Raw genomic sequence first — 18,423 nt, 5'->3', positions numbered from 1 at the left:
CCCGGACGAGCACCAAGTTAAGAAGGGGCCCCTGCTATACAGAAAGCGTTAACAAGGTGCCCTTCCTTACCCCAAATGGGTGCGGAGGAAGTCGAGTTCCAGGCGGAGCAGGCGTTCCGAGAGGCCGCCCGCCGCCAGGTGGGTGGCCCCGGTCAGCGGCAGCACCGAGTGCGGGCGGCCCGCCGCCAGCAGCGCCGCCGACAGCCGCAGCGTGTGCGCGGCCACCACGTTGTCGTCGACCAGGCCGTGCACCAGCAGCAGCGGCCGGGCCGGCTCCCCGGGCACGGGTCGCTCGGCCGCCAGCTCCAGCAGCGAGTGGTGCGCGTACACGTCCATGCCGTCCTCCGGCAGGCCCAGGTAGCGCTCGGTGTAGGCCGTGTCGTACAGCGTCCAGTCGGTGACCGGGGCGCCGGCGATCCCGCAGCGGAACAGCTCCGGGTGGCGCAGCACCGCCAGCCCGGCCAGCCAGCCCCCGAACGACCAGCCCCGGACGCCGACCCGCTCCAGGTCCAGGTCGGGGTGCTTGTCGGCGAGCGCGGTCAGCGCGTCGATCTGGTCGGTCAGCACCACGTCGGCCAGCCGGCGGTGCACCGCCTTCTCGAACGACGGGGCCACCCCCGGGGTGCCCCGGTTGTCGACGGTCACCACCGCGAAGCCCGAGTCGGCCCACCACTGCCGCTCCAGCCAGGCCGCCCGCGCGGCCACCACCTCCTGGTGCCCCGGGCCGCCGTAGACGTCCAGCAGCACCGGCAGCCGGGTGCCCTTGACGTGCTGGGTGGGGTAGACCACCGCGCTGGGCAGCCGCCGGTCGGTCACCCGCACCATCGTCGGCCGGGGCGCGTACGGCGGGGCGGCGGCCAGCGAGCGGAGCTGGGCGACCTCCCGGTCGCCGCGCCACACCGCCCAGGTGGTGCCCGGCTGGTCCAGCGACGCGGTGCCAACCACCAGCGTGTCCCCGCCCACGGCGGCCGTGTGCCAGCCGGGGGTGCCGCTCATCCGGCGGGCGTCCACCCCGCCGCCGATCAGCGTGCGCACCCGGTAGAGGTGCCGCTGGCTGGGCTCGCCCTCGCTCGCCTCCACCAGCAGGTCGGCCGGGCCGTTGCCGCCGGGCAGCCGGCCCACCACCCGGCGCACGTACAGCGACGGCGGGGTGAGCAGGGTGCCGTCGGCGAACAGGCAGCGGGCGTCGTACCCGTCGTGGGCCAGCTCGCCGCCGACCAGCACCCGGCCGTCGGGCAGGTGGGCCGGGGTGCCGGGGATCGGCTCTACCCAGCGCGGGTCCGCCAGCTCGGCGTGCACCTGGGTCTCGCCGGTGCGCGGGTCGACCGCGAGCACCAGGCCGTGCTGCTGCGACCGGCGCAGCACCGTGAGCAGCGGGTTGCCGTCGGCCCAGTCGACGGAGGCGAGGTACGGGTAGGTCTCCCGGTCCCAGTGCACGTCGACCCAGCCGTCGTCGAGGTCGAGCAGGTGCAGGCTGACCTCCGCGTTCGGCCCGCCCGAGCGGGGGTACGCCACCGTGGTCGGCGGGCTGGCCGGGTCGGCCGGGTCGTGCAGGTGCCAGCGGGGCAGGCGGGACTCGTCGACGCGGGCGGCCAGCACGCCGCGCCCGTCGGGCGCCCACCAGTAGCCCCGGAACCGCTGGAACTCCTCGGCGGCGACGTGCTCGGGCAGCCCCCAGGTGACCCCGCCGTCCTCACCGGCCAGCAGGCTGTCGGTGCCGTCGGGGGCCACCACCCGCAGCTCGCCCCGGCGGACCCCGTCGGCGGCGTCGGTGACGTACGCCAGCCGCTCGCCGGTGGGGTCGGGGCGCGGGTCGAGCACCGGGCCGACGGTGGCCACCTCGACCACGTCGCCGTGCACCAGGTCGGCCCGGAACAGCCGCCCGGCCAGCGCGAACACCGCGATCCGGCCGGCCGCGTCCAGCGCGTACGAGCCGATGCCGGCGGCGCTGAGCCGCCGCCGCTCGCGCAGCGCCCGCTCGCCGGGGGTGAGGGCGACCGGGTCGCCGCCCGCGCCGAGCAGGGCCACCGGGTCGGCGACCAGCCGCTCCTCTCCGGTGGCCGGGTCGAGCAGCCAGAGCGCGTCGGCGGGATCCTCGGGACCGGCCGAGCGCAGGAACATCACCCGGGACCCGTCGCCGGCCACGGTGACGGCGCGCGGCGCCCCGTGGCCGAACCGGCGGGTGCGGGCGGCCAGCTCCGGAAAGTCCACACGTCGGATCGTAGAGCCGCCCCGGGGGTGATGTGGCGGACCTGGCGGGACGCGTCGGGGCCGGCGCGGGCGAACCGCCGGTTAGAGTGACCGTCGTGACGACGCTGCCCGACCGCCGCCTCCTGCTGGTCCACGCGCACCCCGACGACGAGTCCATCGGCACCGGCTCGACGATGGCCCACTACGCCGCCGCCGGCGCCCACGTCACGCTGGTGACCTGCACGCTCGGCGAGGAGGGCGAGATCCACGTGCCGGAGCTGGCGCAGCTCGCCGCCGCCGAGGCCGACCAGCTCGGCGGGTTCCGCATCGGGGAGCTGACCGCCGCCTGCGCCGCGCTCGGCGTCACCGACCACCGGTTCCTCGGCGGCGCGGGCCGCTACCGCGACTCCGGGATGATGGGCCTGGCCACCAACGACCACCCCCGGGCGTTCTGGCGGGCCGACCTCGACACGGCCGCCGGGTTCGTCGTGGAGGTCATGCGGGAGGTACGCCCGCAGGTCATGATCACGTACGACCCGAACGGCTTCTACGGCCACCCCGACCACATCCAGGCGCACCGGGTGGCGATGCGGGCGCACGAGCTGGCCGCCGCCGAGGGGATCGCCCCGGCGAAGGTCTACTGGACGGCCATGCCGCGCAGCGTGCTGGAGGCCGGCCTGAGCCACTTCACCGAGGCGGCGGACAACCCGTTCGAGGGCATCGGCAGCATCGACGACCTGCCTTTCGGCACCCCCGACGAGCAGATCGCGGCCCGGATCGACGCCACCGACCAGCACGCCGCGAAGGAGGCGGCGATGCGGGCGCACGCCACCCAGATCCCGGCCAACTCCTGGCTCTACTCGATCGCCGGCAACTTCGGGGCCGAGTTCATGGGCGTGGAGTACTTCACGCTGGCGGTGGGGGAGAAGGGGCCGGGCAGCGGCCCGTACGGCTGGGAGGACGACCTGTTCGCCGGGCTCGGCCTCGACGGGGACGGCTCGGGGCGGGCCCCGGTCGCGGCGGCCGGCGTCCGGTGACCCTCCCCGCCGCGCCGATGTCGGTCGTCCCGCCGCAGGCCCCCGCCCCGTCCCCGCCGGGGCGGCCGGGCTGGCCGTGGCGGCTGCTCGACCTCGCCCTGCGGGTCGCCGGTGGCGTGGTGGCCGTGGTGGGCGCGGTGGCGACGGGCCTGCTGGAGCTGATCCTGTCGACCGTCCGGGTCTCCGGGACGCTGGTCGGCGTGTCGGTGCCGGTGGCGGTCCTCGCCAACGTCGCGCTGAGCTGGTTCGCCCACGCGGCGGTGGGCCGCCGCTGGGCGGTGGTGCTGCCCGCGACGCCGTGGTTCGTGCTGATGGGCGCGGCGGCGATCCGCACCAGCGAGGGCGACCTGCTGCTGGCCGGGGACAACTGGGTCGGGCTGGCGATGATCGTGGCGGGCGCGATGACGTTCGCGGTGATGGGGTTCCGGCAGGTGCTCGCCCCGCCACCGGCCCGTCGCGACGGGTGATGACGACGCACAGGTTGCGGTGGTAGATATTCCTGCCAGGAGGCCCGCCGTCGGGGCGGGCGGTGCGGCGGGAGGCGTGCGATGAGGGATCGGTGGCGGGCGGTCGGGGTGCTCGCGGTGGCGCTGTTCGCGGTCAACGTGGTCGCCCGGGTGGTCATCAGGCTCGGCTTCGACGGCGACGACACCGCCGCCGACCGGGTCTCGTTGGCGATGTTCCTGGTGATCGGGCTGATCCTCGCGGTGCTGGCGTTCCGCTGGGGGCAGGACCGCCCGGTGGGCCGCTGGGTCGCCGACATGGCCGCCGCCGTGGGGGTCGCGCTGCTGCTGACCGTCCTGGTCGGGCCGCTGCTGGTCGGGCAGAACCCGTTCGGCGGTGGCGCGGGCACCTTTTTCGCCCAGATCTGGCTCTATCTCGCGGCGACCGCCGCCGGTGTCCTCGTCGGCTACCTGACCGTCACCGCGCTCGGCCGCGACCACCGCTCGCGGATGCTCAAGCGCTACGCCGAGATCAAGACCGCCAAGCCGCGCCGGCCCGTGCGCCGCTGACCGTCACCCTCGCCGTCGCGGGTCAGGGGGCGACGCGGGTGAGGTAGGTGTGGTGCGTGGTGAAGCCCAGGCCACGGTAGAGGTTCACCGCCGGGATGTTGCGCTGCTCCACCTGGAGGAACGCGCCGGAGGCGCCCAGGGCGGCCCCCCAGTCGGCCAGGGCGCGGATGACGTGGGTGGCGAGGCCGAGGCGGCGGGCGTGCGGCAGCGCCTCGATCAGGCTCAGCCCGAGCCAGCGCCCGTCGCCGGTGACCGTGCCGCGGCCGACGGCGAGCAGCGCGCCGTCGGCGTACACGTGGGCGAAGCGGACCTGGTCCACGGCGGTGAGCACGTGGCGGGCGGCGTCCGGGAAGCCGCCCTTGCGCCCGGCGGCGACCGCGAGCCAGTCGTCGGACGGCGCGGCGGCCAGTTCGACCGGCGGCAGGCCGGCGCGGTGCGGCGCGGCGGGCGGGGTGCCGGCCCCCGGCTCGACCTCGCCGTGCCGGCCCGGCGGCGTGTCGGGGCGGTCGGAAGGTGGGCCGGCCTGGTCGGCGCGGCCGGCGCGCAGCGGGGCGAGGGGTGCGGTCTGCACCAGCGTCAGCGGCCGGGAGGTCCAGCCCCGCGCGTCCAGCTCGGCCCCGACCGGGGCGGCGAGCGGCAGCGGCGTGTTGACCATGGCGGGCTGCCCGAGGTCGGCGTACCAGCGTTCGACGGCGTCCAGCGCGGCCGGCAGCGGCCGGTCCGGGTCGCCGACCGGCAGCGCCGAGTTCGCCCGGCCCGTCCAGCCCTGCGCGCTGCGCAGCAGCCAGTCGCCGAGCCGGCCCCGGGTGGGCGCCGGCCACGCCTCGTCGGAGGCCAGCTCCAGCGCCACGACGGCGGCAGCGGTCGGCCGGCGCGCCGGCGGCACCCGCTTGGCCCGGTGCACCTCGGCAACCGGCACCCGCAGCCGGCCCTGATCGGTGGTCAGGGTGACGTGGGTCTCGGTCAGCTCGACCAGCTCGCCGAGGGCATCGGAAAAAAGCGGGCGACCCTCGCGAACCCCCACAATTCGGCGGACCACGATCCGGTGTCCCACATCCTGCTGTCGGAGCACGATCGACCCCCTCCCCGGCGAGATACTAGGCTCTAACCGTCGCGGGTGATCGCGGCGTGTCTTGCGGAGGAGAAGACCGGTGACCTACATCATCGCCGAGCCCTGCGTGGATGTGCTCGACAAGGCATGCATCGAGGAATGCCCGGTCGACTGCATCTACGAGGGCAACCGGATGCTCTACATCCACCCCGACGAGTGCGTCGACTGCGGTGCCTGTGAGCCGGTCTGCCCGGTCGAGGCGATCTTCTACGAGGACGACGTCCCGGAGCAGTGGAAGGACTACACCGGGGCGAACTACGAGTTCTTCGAGGACCTGGGCTCGCCCGGTGGCGCCTCGAAGATCGGCAAGGTGGAGAAGGACGCGACGTTCGTCGCGGGCCAGCCGCCGCGCGGAGAGGGCCACTGAACCGGCCCGCGCCGGTCTCGTCGCGGCTGCCCGAGTTCACCTGGGACACCCTGGACGCCGCGGCCGCCCTGGCCGCGGCGCACCCGGACGGCCCGATCAACCTGTCGATGGGCACCCCGGTCGACCCGGTGCCCCCGGTGATCCGGAAGGCCCTGGCCGACGCGTCCGACGCGCCCGGATACCCGCTGACCGCCGGCACCCCCGCCCTGCGGGACGCCGTCGCGACGTGGGTCGCCCGGTCCTGCGGCGCGCGCGTCGACGGCCTCGGCGTGCTGCCCACCATCGGCTCCAAGGAGCTGGTGGCGTGGCTGCCCACCCTGCTGGGCCTCGGGCCCGGTGACGTCGTCGTGGTGCCGTCGATCTGCTACCCGACGTACGAGGACGGGGCGCGGATCGCCGGGGCCACCACCGTGCGCACCGACTCGCTGACCGCGCTCGGCCCCGACCCCCGGGTCCGCCTCGTCTGGGTCAACTCGCCCGGCAACCCGACCGGCCGGGTGCTGCCCGCCAACCACCTGCGCAAGGTGGTCGACTGGGCACGGGAGCGGGGGGCCGTCGTCGCCAGCGACGAGTGCTACCTGCCGCTGGGCTGGTCGGCCGCCGCCGAGCCGGTCTCGGTGCTCGCGCCCGAGGTGAGCGGCGGGTCGTACGACGGGCTGCTGGCCGTGCACTCGCTGTCCAAGCGGTCCAACCTGGCCGGCTACCGAGCGGGCTTCGTCGCCGGGGACCCCGCCCTGGTGGCGGAGCTGCTGAAGGTGCGCAAGCACGCCGGCATGATCGTGCCGGCCCCCGTGCAGGCGGCGATGATCGCCGCGCTCGGCGACCAGGAGCACGCCGACGCCCAGCGGGAGCGCTACCGGGCGCGGCGGGAGCGGCTGCTGGCCGCGTTCACCGGGGCCGGGTTCACCGTCGAGCACTCCGAGGCCGGGCTCTACCTGTGGCTGACCCGGGGCGAGGACTGCTGGGCGACCGTCGACTGGCTGGCCCGCCGGGGCATCCTGGTCGCCGCCGGCGTCTTCTACGGGCCGGGCGGCGCGCGGCACGTCCGGGCGGCGCTGACCGAGTCCGACGAGCACGTCGCGGCGGTCGCCGCCCGCCTCGCCCAGCCCTGACCCGGGCCTGACGTCCGGCCGGCGCGGAGCCGGCCTGATCTCCGATGCGCCCCGGGCGCCCCGGCCGGGATCGGCCGCAGCACCCGGGGCGTCACTCGTCGATCCGCCGGAAGATCGCGAGTAGGAGGTCGCGGCTGTTCCACTCCAGCACGTCGCTGGTGTGGCGCTCCCGCAGCGCCACCGTGCGGCCGTCGTGCAGGGTCAGCTCGGCCTTCAGCGGCACCTCCCGCTTGATCGCCACCGAGGCGATCTCCTCGTACGGCCAGAAGGTGTGCCGCTGCGTCAGCTCGGCCACCGGCACCGACGCGACCAGCGCCCGCAGCCGCCTCTCGCCCTGGCTCGCCCTGCCGGGGTCGGCGACCAGCACCAGTCCGCGGTCCAGGACCAGCACGTCGTACTCCGTACCGTCGATCTTGATGTTGGCGAGCCCGCCCACGACGTCGGCGTCGCGGGCGGAGACCCGCCGCTGCACCACGGTCGCGTCGGACGGGTCGACGCCCAGTTCGGCGAGGCGGGCCAGCGCCTCGTCCAGAGTCGCCGGGTCCACCGCCAGCTTGGCCACTTCGGTGAGGTCCCACGGCTCGCCGTCCGCGCCGACCAACTCGGCCGGCCCGGACCAGGACAGCCGGAACCGCGCCCGGCCGGCGACCAGGGCGGCGTCGACCAGCAGCGACTCCATCGGCCCGGCGAAGCGCGCCGCCGCCTCTCGGTGCGGGCCCACGGCCAGGAACTGCGTGGCGAACTCGCCCAACCGGCCCGCGCGGACCAGGTCCAGCACCGTGGCGAGGCCCGGCTCCGGCGCGCCGGTGAACGGGCCGGCGGCCCGGTAGACGGCGTCGGCCTCGGCCTGCACCCCTGCGGCGACCGCCGCCGCGACGAACTCCGGCCACGGCAGGAGCCGGCGGTCCTCGTGCCTGACCACGGCTTGCTGCAACGCCCGGCACGAAGCGTCGATGTCGGCCAGTAGCACGGCGGCGGGACGCTCGTCCGGCGTGGGCGTGGGCGCGTCGTCCGGCGCGTCGTTCATCGCGGCCACCCGTACGCCGATCGGCGGGTGGGTGTCCCAGCGGGACGCCGCCCTGTCGGGCGTGCTCTCGCGTAGCCCGCTCAGCTCGTCGCCGCGGGCGGCGAGCATCCGGCCGAAACCGCCGAACAGGTCGTCCGGGGCGAGCCCCGCCGACCAGCCCGGCTCGACGTAGCGACGCAGGTAGGACGCCCAGGCGGCGTCGAGCGCCGGTAGGGTACGCAGCGCGGAGCTGGCCGCCTCCCGGCCGGCCAGCCGCACCGAGGACCGGTCGGCCTCCAACTCCTGGCGGCGCGACGCGGCGTTGTCCACCAGCAGGTAGAGCTTCGCGTACCCCCGGAAGACCCAGCCCACCGGGTTGCGCGGTCCGATCCGCGCGATGGTCTCCGCGATCGCCAGCCGCCCCCGGTACGCCACCCCGCCGAGCCGGGTGTGCCGGCCCGAGTAGTGGCCCAGCTCGTGCGCCAGCACCGAACGGAGCTCGTCCACCCGCATCGCCTGGAGCAGCGGCAGCCCCACGCACATCGTCCGCCGGCCGCCGACCAGGCCCAACAGAGTGCTCTGCTCGGCGACCGCCGCGTTCACCTCGGGCACCAGCCGGATCTCATCCGGGGCACGGGTGCCGACGGCAGCCGCCAGCTCCCGCACGGTGGCCCAGAGCTGCGGGGCCTCGCGCTCGCCGAGGGCCAGGCCGGGCACGGGCTCGTGCCTCGTACGGATGGCTCGCCACAGCCCCGCCAGCGCGGCGCTCAGGGCGACCACCAGCGGGATGGTGATCTTGGCGGTGATCAGGTCGCCCGCCCACTGGTGGACCCAGAGGGCGAGCCCGACGGCGGCGGCGAGCTGGAGCAGCGCGACGACGTAGAAGCCGACCAACATGAGCACCGAGGCGAGCGCCCGGTACGTCGCGGACATGGTGCGGCCCCTTCCCCGTACGCCCCCGGTGTGGTGGGCGGCGGAGGGGACCGTACGGCTTTCGATCTTTGCGGAGCAACTCCTCTTCCGGGCGGGGAGATATCCTCGGGCCGGACCGGGTCGGGGAGATCTCGACGGGCACCGACCGAGACGCCGAGGTGCGAGATGGTGGACAGTCTCCGGGCCGCGGTGGTGGGCACCGGGCTCATCGGCGGCTCGATCCTGCTCCGGCTGCGGGAGCGGGGCGTCGACGTCGCCGGCTGGGACCCGGACGCCGCCACCCGGGCGGAGGGCCGCGCGCGGGGTGTCGCCTTCCCCGACGCGCTCGCCGACGCCGTCCGCGACCGGGACGTGGTGTTCCTCTGCGGCCCGCTGTCCAGCCTGCCGGAGACCCTGCGCACCGTCAGCGGGCTGACCGGCCCCGACTGCGTGCTCACCGACGTCGGCAGCACCAAGGGCGGGATCGCCGCGTACGCGGCGGCGCACGGGCTGACCGGCCGCTTCGTGCCGGGACATCCGATGGCCGGGACGGAGCGCGCCGGGCTGACCGCCGCCAGCCCCGCCCTCTTCGACGGGGCGGCCTGGGTGCTCTGCCCCACGGCGGCGGGCCTCGACCGGTTCCGGGCGCTGGCCGCCCTGCTCGTGGGGGTGTTCGGCGCGCGGATCGTACCGCTGGATCCGGACGCCCACGACGCGGCCGCGGCCCTCGCCTCGCACCTGCCGCACCTGTTGGCCGGAGTCCTGGCCGCCACGGTGGCGGAGGCCGACCTGCGCGACGCCGCGCTGGGCCTGGCCGCCGGCAGCTTCCGCGACGGCACCCGCGTCGTCGGCACGCCGGCCGCCCGCACGGTGGACATGCTGCTGAACAACCGCGACCAGGTTCTCGCCCAGCTCGACCGGGTGCGCGGCCTCCTCGACCGGTACGCCACCGCGCTGCGCGGCGGCGACGCGGCGGCCCTGGCCGGTCTCCAGCAGCGGGCGCGCGGGCTCCGGCTGGCGCTGCTCGACCGGGAGCTGCCCGCCGCCGCCCCCCGCGCCTTCCCGCGCGCACTCCCGCACGGCCTTCCACCCGCACTTCCGCGCGCACTTCCCCATGACCTTCCGCACGACGCGGAGCCCGCCGACGCGGAGCCCGCCGACGCGGCCTACGGCGAGCTGGCCTACCTGCTGTCGCTCGGCGCGGCCGGCGGCTACCTGACCGGCTGCGTGGTCACCGACGCCACGGTGACCTACACGGCCCACCTGCCCGCCGCCCACCTGCCCGCCGACCCGGGTTAAGAAGGGGCCCCTGCTCTACAGAATGCGTTAACAAGGTGCCCTTCCTTTAGGGTGAAGGCATGGTGGACGGACCGGTCGTGGCGGTGCGCGGCGAGGCGTACCGGGAGGTTCCGCCCGAGCTGGCGCGGTTCGCGGTGACCGCGACGGCCCGGGACCGCAGCCGGGAGGCCGTCCTGAGCCGGCTCGCCGAGCGGGCCGCCGCCGTGCGGGTGCTGCTCGACGCCGCCGAGCCGGCCGTGGACCGCCGGGAGACCGGCGACCTGCGGGTGTGGCCGCAGACGCGTCGCTCCGGCGAGCGGGTGGTGGCCTGGCACGGCAGCGTCGCCACCACCGTCACCGTCACCGACTTCACCGCGCTGGGCGAGCTGATGCTGCGGCTGGCCGACCAGGACCAGGTCGAGATCGCCGGCCCGTGGTGGTCGCTGCGGCCGGACAGCCCCGCCCACCGCGACGCCCGGCACGCCGCGATCGCCGACGCGCTGGCCCGCGCCCGGGAGTACGCGGCGGCGCTCGGCGCGCGGGTGACCGCCCTGCTGGAGCTGGCCGACACCGGTCCGGCCCCCCAGCCGATGTTCGCCCGTGCCGCGTTCGCCGACGGCGGCGCGGAGTCCGGCGGCCCGCCGGAGCTGGACCTGGACCCGCAGCCGCAGACCGTGCACGCGGCGGTCGAGGCCCGGTTCACGATCTCCGAGCCGGTGCTGGGCTGATGCCGGCCGCCGACGTGCTGGCCGTCGAGGAGCTGGTCGCGCGGGCCCGTGCCCTCGCCGACGCCGGCCCCCGCCAGTTGCTGGGGATCGCGGGCGCGCCCGGGGCGGGCAAGTCGACGCTGGCCGAGCGGGTCGTCGCCGAGCTGGGCGGGGTGGCCCGGCTGGTGCCCATGGACGGATTCCACCTGGCGCAGGCGGAGCTGCGCCGGCTCGGCCTGGACGCGCGCAAGGGCGCGGTGGACACGTTCGACGTGGTCGGGTACGTGTCGCTGCTGCGCCGGCTGCGTCGGCTGGAGCCGACGTCGGTGTGGGCCCCGGAGTTCCGCCGGGACCTGGAGGAGCCGGTCGCGGGGGCGATCGAGGTGCCGCCGGAGGTCCGGCTGGTGGTGACCGAGGGCAACTACCTGCTGCTGCCGGACTACCCGTGGGACGAGGTGCGGGCGCTGCTGCACGAGGCGTGGTTCCTGGACCTGGACGTCGAGGTGCGGCGTCGCCGGCTGACCGCCCGGCACGAGGCGTACGGGCGGTCGCCGGAGCAGGCGCGGGCCTGGGCGCTGGGCAGCGACGAGACCAACGCGGCCCTGGTGGCCGGCACCGCCGGCCGGGCGGACCTGGTGGTCCGGCTGGCCGACCCGCCGCCGGCCTGACCAGGGCGGCACCGGCCACGCGGCCCGGGGGCGGATCGGCCGACGCCGCGCCGGCCAGGTCGCCGGACGCCGCGCCGGGCACGTCAGCCGACGCCCTGCCGGGGCGTCGGGATGCCGCGCCGCAGCAGCCAGGTCACCCGGGCCCGCTCGCGGCGGAACTCGGCGGCGTCGGGATAGGCGCTGTGGTTGCGGATCGGCGGGTCGGCGACCTCCCCGCCGGTGGGGTGCAGCGCGTCCGGGTCGTGGACGGCCAGGTTCCGTTCGCCGGCCGTCACCGGCCAACCCAGCGGGTCGGTGTCCCGCCAGAAGTTGGTCCAGCCGGGCCGCCCGGACGGCCCGCGCAGCGCGTCGGCCAGCGCCGGCAGCCGGTCCGGCCCGAAGTACGCGGGGAAGATCCGTCCGTACAGCCGGGTGAGCTGGCAGCCGTAGGAGAAGAACCAGATCCGCCGCCGCCACCTCGCGGGGAGCTGGAGCAGCACCGCCGCGCAGATCACCGCGCCCTGGCTGTGCCCGGAGAGGATGATCCCGTCGACCCGGCGCGGGTCGTGCTCGCCGAGCGCGAGCAGGCCGGCGGTGCGGGTCTGGAGTTCCGGCACGGCCCGTTCGGCGTAGCTGGGCGGGGCGAGCGGGTGCGCGGCCCGGGGCCAGAAGGTGCCGATGTCCCAGAGCACGCCGACCGAGCGGCGCACGGTGTCGTTGCGGTAGACCATGAGCCCGACGGCGGCGATGGCCACCGGCAGCCAGCCGAGCAGGCTGTCGCCGGCGTCGGCCACCGTCTTGACCACGGTCGGCCACCCGTTCACGGCAGCGGCGTCGGGCGGGACGTGGGACAGGGCGGCGGCGGAGCCGAGGGTGGCGAGCGCGGCGCCGACCGCCGCGTACCAGCCGATGAGGCGCAGCGCGTGCTCGCCCACCAGCCGGTGCAGCGCCCGGTAACCGCTCACGTCGCGGCAGCGCCGCCGGTCGTGCGCGGAGAGGGCGTTGTCGCCGGGCACCAGCCCGGCGTACTCCTGCCGGCGGAGCCGGTGGAACAGCAGGCCGGCGCGGAGCGCGACGCCGGCCAGGGCGAGCACCGCGACGGCGAAGGCCAGACCGGCCCACATCACCGGCAGCGGCGGGACCACCCCGGTCCGGCCGCCTGCCGGGTCGCCGTCGGTGAGCCGGTCGGTGACCCAGTAGAGCACCCCGGAGCAGTACGCGATGCCGAGCAGCCAGCCGAATCCGGCGATCACCGCCGGCCCGCGCCCGCCCCAGCCGAGGTCGGTGTGCGGCTGCCCGGGCCGGGGCGGCGCGGCGGGGCCGGTGCGGGGCAGCAGCAGCCCGCCGCCGGCCAGCGCGATCGCGGGGACGGTGAGCATCCAGTCGTCCAGCCGGTGCGGGGCCGGCGGGACGGCGGGCAGCCAGCCGGCGATCCAGGCGACGCCGAGCGGCAGGAGCAGCGCGGCGGCGACCGGCGCGGCCAGCGCCCGCCGGCCGGACCGGGCGACCGCGCCGATGGCGGCGAGCAGGAGCACCTGCCCGGTGCCGTACCAGGCGATGATCCAGTCGTAGCCGGGCAGCGAACGGTCGACGAGGCAGCCGGCCTGCGCCGGGTCGCGGATGCACCCGGCGGGCGGGCGCAGTTGCGCCAGCGGGGTGCCGGCCGGGCCGTCGGGCAGCAGCAGGAGCAGCACCGTGCCGGTCACCCCGGCGCAGGTCAGCACGATGACGGCCGCGCTCCACGGGCCGAGGGGGGTGTCCCCGGCGCGGCGGCTGAGCCAGGGCCGGCCGAGGGCCACCACGGCGATCAGCACCACCGCGCCGAGCACCGCCACGGTGGGCCAGGCGACGGCGGCCCGTACACCCAGGGGCGGGTCCATGGCCAGCACCGTGCCGAGCGGCACGGCGGCCGCGACCACCGCGCCGACGCAGAGGTGCAGCACCCCGGCGCGGCGGAGCTGCCCCTCGCCGCACCAGAAGGTGGGGTCCTGCAACGGGTTGGCGCTGCCGGCCTCCCCCGGCGGCGGGCCGTCGGCGGGAGCCGGCCCCCCGGCGGGGTCGCGGGGCGGGGCCGGGGCGCGGGCGGGGTCGGCCGGCGGCCGGGCGGCCGGCGCGGCCGGCATCTCCGCCTCGTACTGGTAGGTGCGCCAGGCGAGCAGGCCGAGCAGCGCCAGCAGGCCGAGCGGGATCACGAGGCCGACGACGAGGGAGTGCGCGCCCTGCCGCCACCAGCCGTGGGCGAGGAACTCCCACACGCCCGGGACGCGGCGCAGGCACTCCTCGTCGACGCACTGCCAGGCGACGAGGTCCACGCCGATGCCGGTGGCGGCGAGGACCAGCGTCCCGGTGAGGCTGAGGCAGAACAGCCGGACCAGCCAGGCGGTGATGCCGGACCGGCTGCCCCAGCGTTCCTCGTCGGGGTCGGGTGGGATGCCGGGCCGGGCGTGCAGCGCCACGTTCGCCAGGGTGAAGGGCAGCAGCAGCGTCCAGAGGGCCCGCTCGACGTCCCGCGCGGTCCGCGCGCCGGAGGTCAACTGCCCCCAGCTGTACGCCTCGACGACCACCGCGTCGTCCGGCCCGACGTCGGTGGAGCGGTAGAAGCCGGTCACCTCGTCGCCGGCGACGAGCCAGGGGCGGGGGCCCTCGTCGCCGGGCTGTGGGGCCAGGCCGAGCACCTGGTCCGGGGGAGTGTTGGACACCCCGTGTACGCGCAGTTCGAGCACCCGACCGGCCATCGGTACCTCCTAGTGATGGCTCCACTACCCAGAGTGCACCTCCCGGGCTCGCTTCTGCCACCCCTGGGGCGAGATGTTTTCGCAGGTAAGCGCCGTGTTGACCGGATCTTCGGCCGCTCAGCCGATGTCGCGTACCACCCGGGCGGGGTTGCCCACGGCGACGACGTTCGCCGGCAGGTCGCGGGTCACCACGGCCCCGGCGCCGACCACGGTGTTGTCGCCGATGGTGACCCCGGCGAGCACGATCACCCCGCCGCCGAGCCAGACGTTGTCGCCGAGGGTGATCGGCTGCGCCGCCTCCCACTTCTGTCGCCGTGGCTCCGGGTCGACGGGGTGGGTGGCCGTCAGGAGCTGCACGTTCGGTCCGATCTGGACGTCCGCGCCGATGGTGATGGGGGCGACGTCGAGGAAGACGGCGTTGAAGTTGACGAACCCGCGCGGCCCGAGGTGGGTGTTCCAGCCGTAGTCGCAGTGGAACGGCGGGCGGACCCAGGTGTCCTCGCCGACCGAGCCGAGCAGCTCGCGCAGCGCGGCCAACCGGGCCTCGGGGTCGGCGGCGGAGCTGCGGTTGAACGCCTCGGTGCGGCGCGCGGCGAGGTCCAGGTCGGCGAGGAGCTCGGGACCCTCGGCGCGGTAGGGCTCGCCGGCCAGCATGCGGTCCTTCATGGAGGTCATCGGACGATGATGCCCGGTCGAATCTCCCTCTTGTGCGAAGTTTGTCACATTTACGTCTTTACCCTGCATACTCGGTATGCAATTCTACTCCTGTCAATGCGACCCCGTATTGACTACGCCTTGCGAGGAGGATCGAGTTGCATCGAAAGGGAAGAAAACCGGCGGGCCTGGCGCTGGCCCTGGGTCTGGTGCTCGCCGCTCCCCTGACCACCCCGGCCGCCGCCGCCCCGGCCACGTCCCCCGCGGCCGTTCCACCCGGGACGCCCGCCGCCGCGGCTGGCGCGACCGGCGCGACCGGTCCGGCGGGGCCCGTCGCCGGCCGACCGGCCACCGTCACCCTGGTCACCGGTGACCGGGTCACCGTCACCGGCTCCGGCGCGGTGAGCATCCGCCCCGGCGCGGGGCGCGACAAGCTGCGCTTCCTGGTCCGGCGCGACCGGGGCCACGTCACCGTGCAGCCGCAGGACGCCCTGCCCCTGCTGCGCTCCGGCCGGGTGGATCCCCGGCTGTTCGACGTGACCGAGCTGATCGCCGCCGGCTACGACGACGCCCGCCGCGACAGCCTGCCGCTGCTGGTGTCGTACCGGCCGGGTGACGCCCGCCGGGCCGTCGCCGGCATCGCCGGCACCCGGGTGACCCGCGACCTGCCGGCCATCCGGGGCGCGGCCGTGACGGCCGAGAAGGCCCGGGCCGGCGCGGTCTGGGGCGCGGTGACCACCGGGCGGGCGGCCGCCCGGGTCGACACGGCGGGGGGTGTCGACCGGCTCTGGCTGGACGGCAGGCGTCGGATCGCCCTCGACCACAGCGTGCCGCAGGTCGGCGCGCCGACCGCGTGGGCGGCCGGCCTCACCGGCAAGGGCGTCACCGTCGCGGTGCTGGACACCGGCGTCGACGCCGAGCACCCCGACCTCGCCGGCCGGCTCGCCGAGTCGCGCAACTTCAGCGGTGTGGCCGAGCCGAGCGACACCATCGGCCACGGCACCCACGTCGCCTCCACCATCGCCGGCAGCGGCGCCGCCTCCGGCGGGAAGTACCGGGGCGTCGCGCCGGACGCCACGCTGGTCTCCGGCAAGGTGTGCGAGGAGAACAGCTGCCCCGACTCGGCGATCCTCGCGGGCATGCAGTGGGCCGCCGTCGACAAGCGGGCCACCGTGGTCAACATGAGCCTCAGCGGCTGGGACACCCCGGAGACCGACCCGCTGGAGGAGGCGGTGCAGACCCTCACCGCGCAGACCGGCACCCTGTTCGTCCTCGCCGCCGGCAACGCCGGAATGGACGCCTCCGTCGGCTCACCGGCCAGCGCCGACGCCGCCCTCGCCGTCGGCGCGGTCGACCGGGACGACGAGCTGGCCGACTTCTCCAGCCGCGGCCCCCGCACGGGCGACGAGGCCCTCAAGCCGGACATCACCGCCCCCGGCGTGGACATCGTCGCCGCCCGCGCCGCCGGCACCACCCTCGGCGAGCCGGTCGGCGACCAGTACGTGACGGCCTCCGGCACGTCCATGGCCACCCCGCACGTCGCCGGCTCGGTGGCGCTGCTCGCCCAGCGGCACCCCGACTGGAAGGCCGGCGCGCTGAAGGCCACCCTGATGGCCGCCGCGAAGCCGCACCCCGGGCAGACCGCCTACCAGCAGGGCGCGGGCCGGGTCGACGTGGCCCGGGCCATCGGGCAGCAGGTCACCAGCGACCCGGTGAGCGTGTCGTTCGGCCGGGCGAAGTGGCCGCACGACGACGACCCGGTGCTCGACCGCACGCTCACCTGGCACAACTCCGGGACCGCCCCGGTCACCCTCGACCTCACGATCGAGGCCACCGGGCCGGACGGCGAGCCGGCCCCCGCCGGCCTGTTCCGCCTCGGCGCGCCCCGCGTCACCGTGCCGGCCGGCGGCACGGCCGGGGTGACGGTCAGCGCCGACACCCGGGTCGACGCCCCGGACGGCTACCACACCGGCCGGGTCGTCGCCCGCTCCGGCGACACGGTGGCGGTCACCCCGATCGCCGTGCACCGCGAGGTGGAGAGCTACGACGTCACCATCAGCCACATCGGGGTCGACGGCAAGCCCACCACCGACTACGGCACCAGCCTGATGGACCTGGACGGCTTCGCCTTCCCCGTCGACCTCTACGGCGGCGTCCCGACGGCCACGGTGCGCCTGCCGAAGGGCCGCTACGGGCTGGGCAGCTACCTGTTCGCCACCGACGAGGCGGGCGAACCGGTCGGGGCCACCCTGCTCGCCCGGCCCGAGCTGGTCGTCGACGGGCCGGTCGAGCTCACCGTCGACGCCCGCGCCGGCAAGCCGGTGCTGGCCACGGTGCCCGAGCGCGGCGCGACGGCGGAGCTGGTCGACGTGAGCGCGGTCTTCTACGGGGCCGACGACAGCGTCTACTCGTTCAGCCTGTGGAGCTCCGGCTTCGCCGGGGTGACCAGCGGGCAGCTCGGCCCGGCCAGCACGCCGGACCGCTTCGTCGCCACCATCGGCAGCCAGTGGGTCGACGCGGACGCCGAGAGCAGCCCCTACCTCTACGCGCTGCTGGAGGCGTTCCCGGGCCGGCTGCCGACCGGCTTCGTCAAGCACTACCGCGCCAAGGACCTCGCCACCGTCGTGCAGACCTTCCGGGACGCGTACCCGGGGACGAAGGCGGAACGGATCGTCTACGGCGAGCCGGAGTACAACACGGGCGGGTCCGCGCTGGTCGTGCCCACGGCGGTGCCCGGCAGGCGGGTCGAGCACTTCAGCACCAACGCCGTGAGCTGGAGCACCGAGCTGGACTTCGGCGCCCCGACCGAGGACGGCTGGCTGGACGTGCAGGCGCTGCTGGCGTCGCCGCTGACCCGGTACCGGCCCGGCGAGACGCGGCACGAGACCTGGGGCGTCGCCCCGTTCGCGCCGTCGTTCCCGGTGCGGCGCTGGGGGACCGAGGGGATCACCCGCCAGGGCGACCTCATCGTGGTCGACCTGGCCGCGCACAGCGACCAGGCCGGGCACGTCGGCGGGTCCCTCAACGAGACCCAGTGGACCCGGCTCCACCGCAACGGGAAGCTGGTCGGCGAGAGCGGATACCCCGGCTACGGCGAGTTCGAGGTGCCCCCGGGCGCGGCGGACTACCGGGTGGAGACCCTCGTCACCCGCGACGTCGCCGACCTGAGCACCGAGGTGGCCGCCGCGTGGACGTTCCGCTCGAAGCACGTCGCCGGTGACGACTTCGTGCCGCAGCCGGCGGCGGCGGTGCGCTTCGCCCCGGCGCTGCGCCCCGACAACAGCGCCCCGGCGGGCCGCACCTTCACCGTGCCGGTGCGGGTCGAACCGCAGGACGGCGCGCCGGCGGCGAAGGTGGCGTCGCTGACCGTCGACGCCTCCTACGACGGGGGCAGGACCTGGCGCAAGGCGGAGCTGCGCCGCCAGGGGGCCGGCTGGGTGGCGACGCTGCACCACCCGGCGGGGCCCGGCTACGCGTCGCTGCGCGCCACCGCGAAGGACACCGCCGGCAACACGGTGACCACGCGGATCATCCAGGCGTACCGGCTGAGGTGAACCGGCGTCCGGGCCCGGCGGTCCCCTCCCGCCGGGCCCGGACGCGCGGCCCTGCCGTCGGTCGCCGGCGCGCGGCCCCATCGTCGGTCGTCGGCGCGCG

The 18,423-nt window shown here is 76.1% G+C and carries 14 protein-coding genes; 9 read left to right on the top strand and 5 right to left on the bottom strand.

The window, feature by feature from the left end; translation table 11 throughout:
• Positions 1-66: 66 nt before the first annotated feature.
• Complete coding sequence (locus O7633_RS14030) at positions 67-2,211, bottom strand: prolyl oligopeptidase family serine peptidase (RefSeq protein ID WP_282328136.1); 2,145 nt, start codon at positions 2,209-2,211, stop codon at positions 67-69.
• 86 nt (positions 2,212-2,297) lie between these two features.
• On the opposite strand from O7633_RS14030, the gene mshB reads away from it, so the two are divergent.
• The 3 genes from mshB to O7633_RS14015 all read left to right on the top strand — a co-directional run bounded on the left by mshB (position 2,298) and on the right by O7633_RS14015 (position 4,240).
• Positions 2,298-3,227: an N-acetyl-1-D-myo-inositol-2-amino-2-deoxy-alpha-D-glucopyranoside deacetylase gene (gene mshB, locus O7633_RS14025; protein WP_282328135.1), complete on the top strand. Its 930-nt coding sequence runs from the start codon at positions 2,298-2,300 to the stop codon at positions 3,225-3,227.
• A gap of 17 nt (positions 3,228-3,244) precedes the next feature.
• A complete protein-coding gene (locus tag O7633_RS14020) occupies positions 3,245-3,694 on the top strand; it encodes a hypothetical protein (protein ID WP_074472864.1) in 450 nt (149 codons plus the stop codon).
• An 81-nt stretch (positions 3,695-3,775) separates the two neighbouring features.
• Positions 3,776-4,240, top strand: coding sequence for a hypothetical protein (locus tag O7633_RS14015; protein ID WP_282328134.1), 465 nt, complete (start codon positions 3,776-3,778; stop codon positions 4,238-4,240).
• 22 nt (positions 4,241-4,262) lie between these two features.
• Here O7633_RS14015 and O7633_RS14010 read toward each other — a convergent pair whose 3' ends face one another.
• Entirely contained in the window at positions 4,263-5,312 is a 1,050-nt protein-coding gene (locus O7633_RS14010) for a GNAT family N-acetyltransferase (protein WP_282328133.1), read from the bottom strand.
• 79 nt (positions 5,313-5,391) lie between these two features.
• Between O7633_RS14010 and fdxA the strand changes: the two genes are divergently transcribed.
• Both fdxA and dapC read left to right on the top strand, forming a co-directional pair.
• On the top strand, positions 5,392-5,718 hold the full coding sequence (gene fdxA / locus O7633_RS14005; RefSeq protein WP_007072862.1) for a ferredoxin: 327 nt from the start codon (positions 5,392-5,394) through the stop codon (positions 5,716-5,718).
• Entirely contained in the window at positions 5,715-6,830 is a 1,116-nt protein-coding gene (dapC, locus tag O7633_RS14000) for a succinyldiaminopimelate transaminase (RefSeq protein WP_282328557.1), read from the top strand. The genes fdxA and dapC overlap by 4 nt, the downstream gene beginning before the upstream one ends.
• Before the next feature lie 91 nt (positions 6,831-6,921).
• On the opposite strand, the gene O7633_RS13995 is transcribed toward dapC, so the two are convergent.
• The gene (locus O7633_RS13995) at positions 6,922-8,769 is read right to left on the bottom strand and encodes a M48 family metallopeptidase (RefSeq protein WP_278129286.1); all 1,848 of its coding nucleotides are present in this window, start codon (positions 8,767-8,769) and stop codon (positions 6,922-6,924) included.
• A 165-nt stretch (positions 8,770-8,934) separates the two neighbouring features.
• Between O7633_RS13995 and O7633_RS13990 the strand changes: the two genes are divergently transcribed.
• Genes O7633_RS13990 through O7633_RS13980 form a run of 3 tightly spaced genes read left to right on the top strand, consistent with a single transcriptional unit; the run spans position 8,935 to position 11,401 of the window.
• The gene (locus O7633_RS13990; RefSeq protein ID WP_282328132.1) at positions 8,935-10,047 is read left to right on the top strand and encodes a prephenate dehydrogenase/arogenate dehydrogenase family protein; all 1,113 of its coding nucleotides are present in this window, start codon (positions 8,935-8,937) and stop codon (positions 10,045-10,047) included.
• 59 nt (positions 10,048-10,106) lie between these two features.
• Entirely contained in the window at positions 10,107-10,754 is a 648-nt protein-coding gene (locus O7633_RS13985) for an SIMPL domain-containing protein (RefSeq protein ID WP_282328131.1), read from the top strand.
• Positions 10,754-11,401 (top strand): nucleoside/nucleotide kinase family protein, encoded by a 648-nt coding sequence (locus O7633_RS13980; protein ID WP_282328130.1) that lies wholly within the window; start codon positions 10,754-10,756, stop codon positions 11,399-11,401. The genes O7633_RS13985 and O7633_RS13980 overlap by 1 nt, the downstream gene beginning before the upstream one ends.
• Positions 11,402-11,484: 83 nt before the next feature.
• On the opposite strand, the gene O7633_RS13975 is transcribed toward O7633_RS13980, so the two are convergent.
• Both O7633_RS13975 and O7633_RS13970 read right to left on the bottom strand, forming a co-directional pair.
• Positions 11,485-14,115 (bottom strand): hypothetical protein, encoded by a 2,631-nt coding sequence (locus O7633_RS13975; RefSeq protein ID WP_282328129.1) that lies wholly within the window; start codon positions 14,113-14,115, stop codon positions 11,485-11,487.
• Between the two features lie 117 nt (positions 14,116-14,232).
• A complete protein-coding gene (locus tag O7633_RS13970) occupies positions 14,233-14,790 on the bottom strand; it encodes a sugar O-acetyltransferase (RefSeq protein WP_282328128.1) in 558 nt (185 codons plus the stop codon).
• A 188-nt stretch (positions 14,791-14,978) separates the two neighbouring features.
• Here O7633_RS13970 and O7633_RS13965 point away from each other — a divergent pair, with 188 nt between their 5' ends.
• Positions 14,979-18,323 (top strand): S8 family serine peptidase, encoded by a 3,345-nt coding sequence (locus O7633_RS13965; RefSeq protein ID WP_282328556.1) that lies wholly within the window; start codon positions 14,979-14,981, stop codon positions 18,321-18,323.
• The last annotated feature ends 100 nt before the right edge of the window (positions 18,324-18,423 follow it).

It is taken from the genome of Micromonospora sp. WMMD712 (genome assembly GCF_029581295.1).
GTDB classification, from domain to species: domain Bacteria; phylum Actinomycetota; class Actinomycetes; order Mycobacteriales; family Micromonosporaceae; genus Micromonospora; species Micromonospora carbonacea.
The sequence above is the reverse complement of the archived record's forward strand: the minus strand, read 5'-3'. Positions and strand labels throughout refer to the sequence as shown.

Coding starts and splice junctions, on each gene's coding strand:
- O7633_RS14020 (WP_074472864.1), top strand. CDS start 3,245: ATGTCGGTCGTCCCGCCGCAGGCCCCCGCCCCGTCCCCGCCGGGGCGG.
- O7633_RS14015 (WP_282328134.1), top strand. CDS start 3,776: ATGAGGGATCGGTGGCGGGCGGTCGGGGTGCTCGCGGTGGCGCTGTTC.
- O7633_RS13995 (WP_278129286.1), bottom strand. CDS start 8,769: ATGTCCGCGACGTACCGGGCGCTCGCCTCGGTGCTCATGTTGGTCGGC.
- O7633_RS13990 (WP_282328132.1), top strand. CDS start 8,935: ATGGTGGACAGTCTCCGGGCCGCGGTGGTGGGCACCGGGCTCATCGGC.
- O7633_RS13985 (WP_282328131.1), top strand. CDS start 10,107: ATGGTGGACGGACCGGTCGTGGCGGTGCGCGGCGAGGCGTACCGGGAG.
- O7633_RS13980 (WP_282328130.1), top strand. CDS start 10,754: ATGCCGGCCGCCGACGTGCTGGCCGTCGAGGAGCTGGTCGCGCGGGCC.
- O7633_RS13975 (WP_282328129.1), bottom strand. CDS start 14,115: ATGGCCGGTCGGGTGCTCGAACTGCGCGTACACGGGGTGTCCAACACT.
- O7633_RS13970 (WP_282328128.1), bottom strand. CDS start 14,790: ATGACCTCCATGAAGGACCGCATGCTGGCCGGCGAGCCCTACCGCGCC.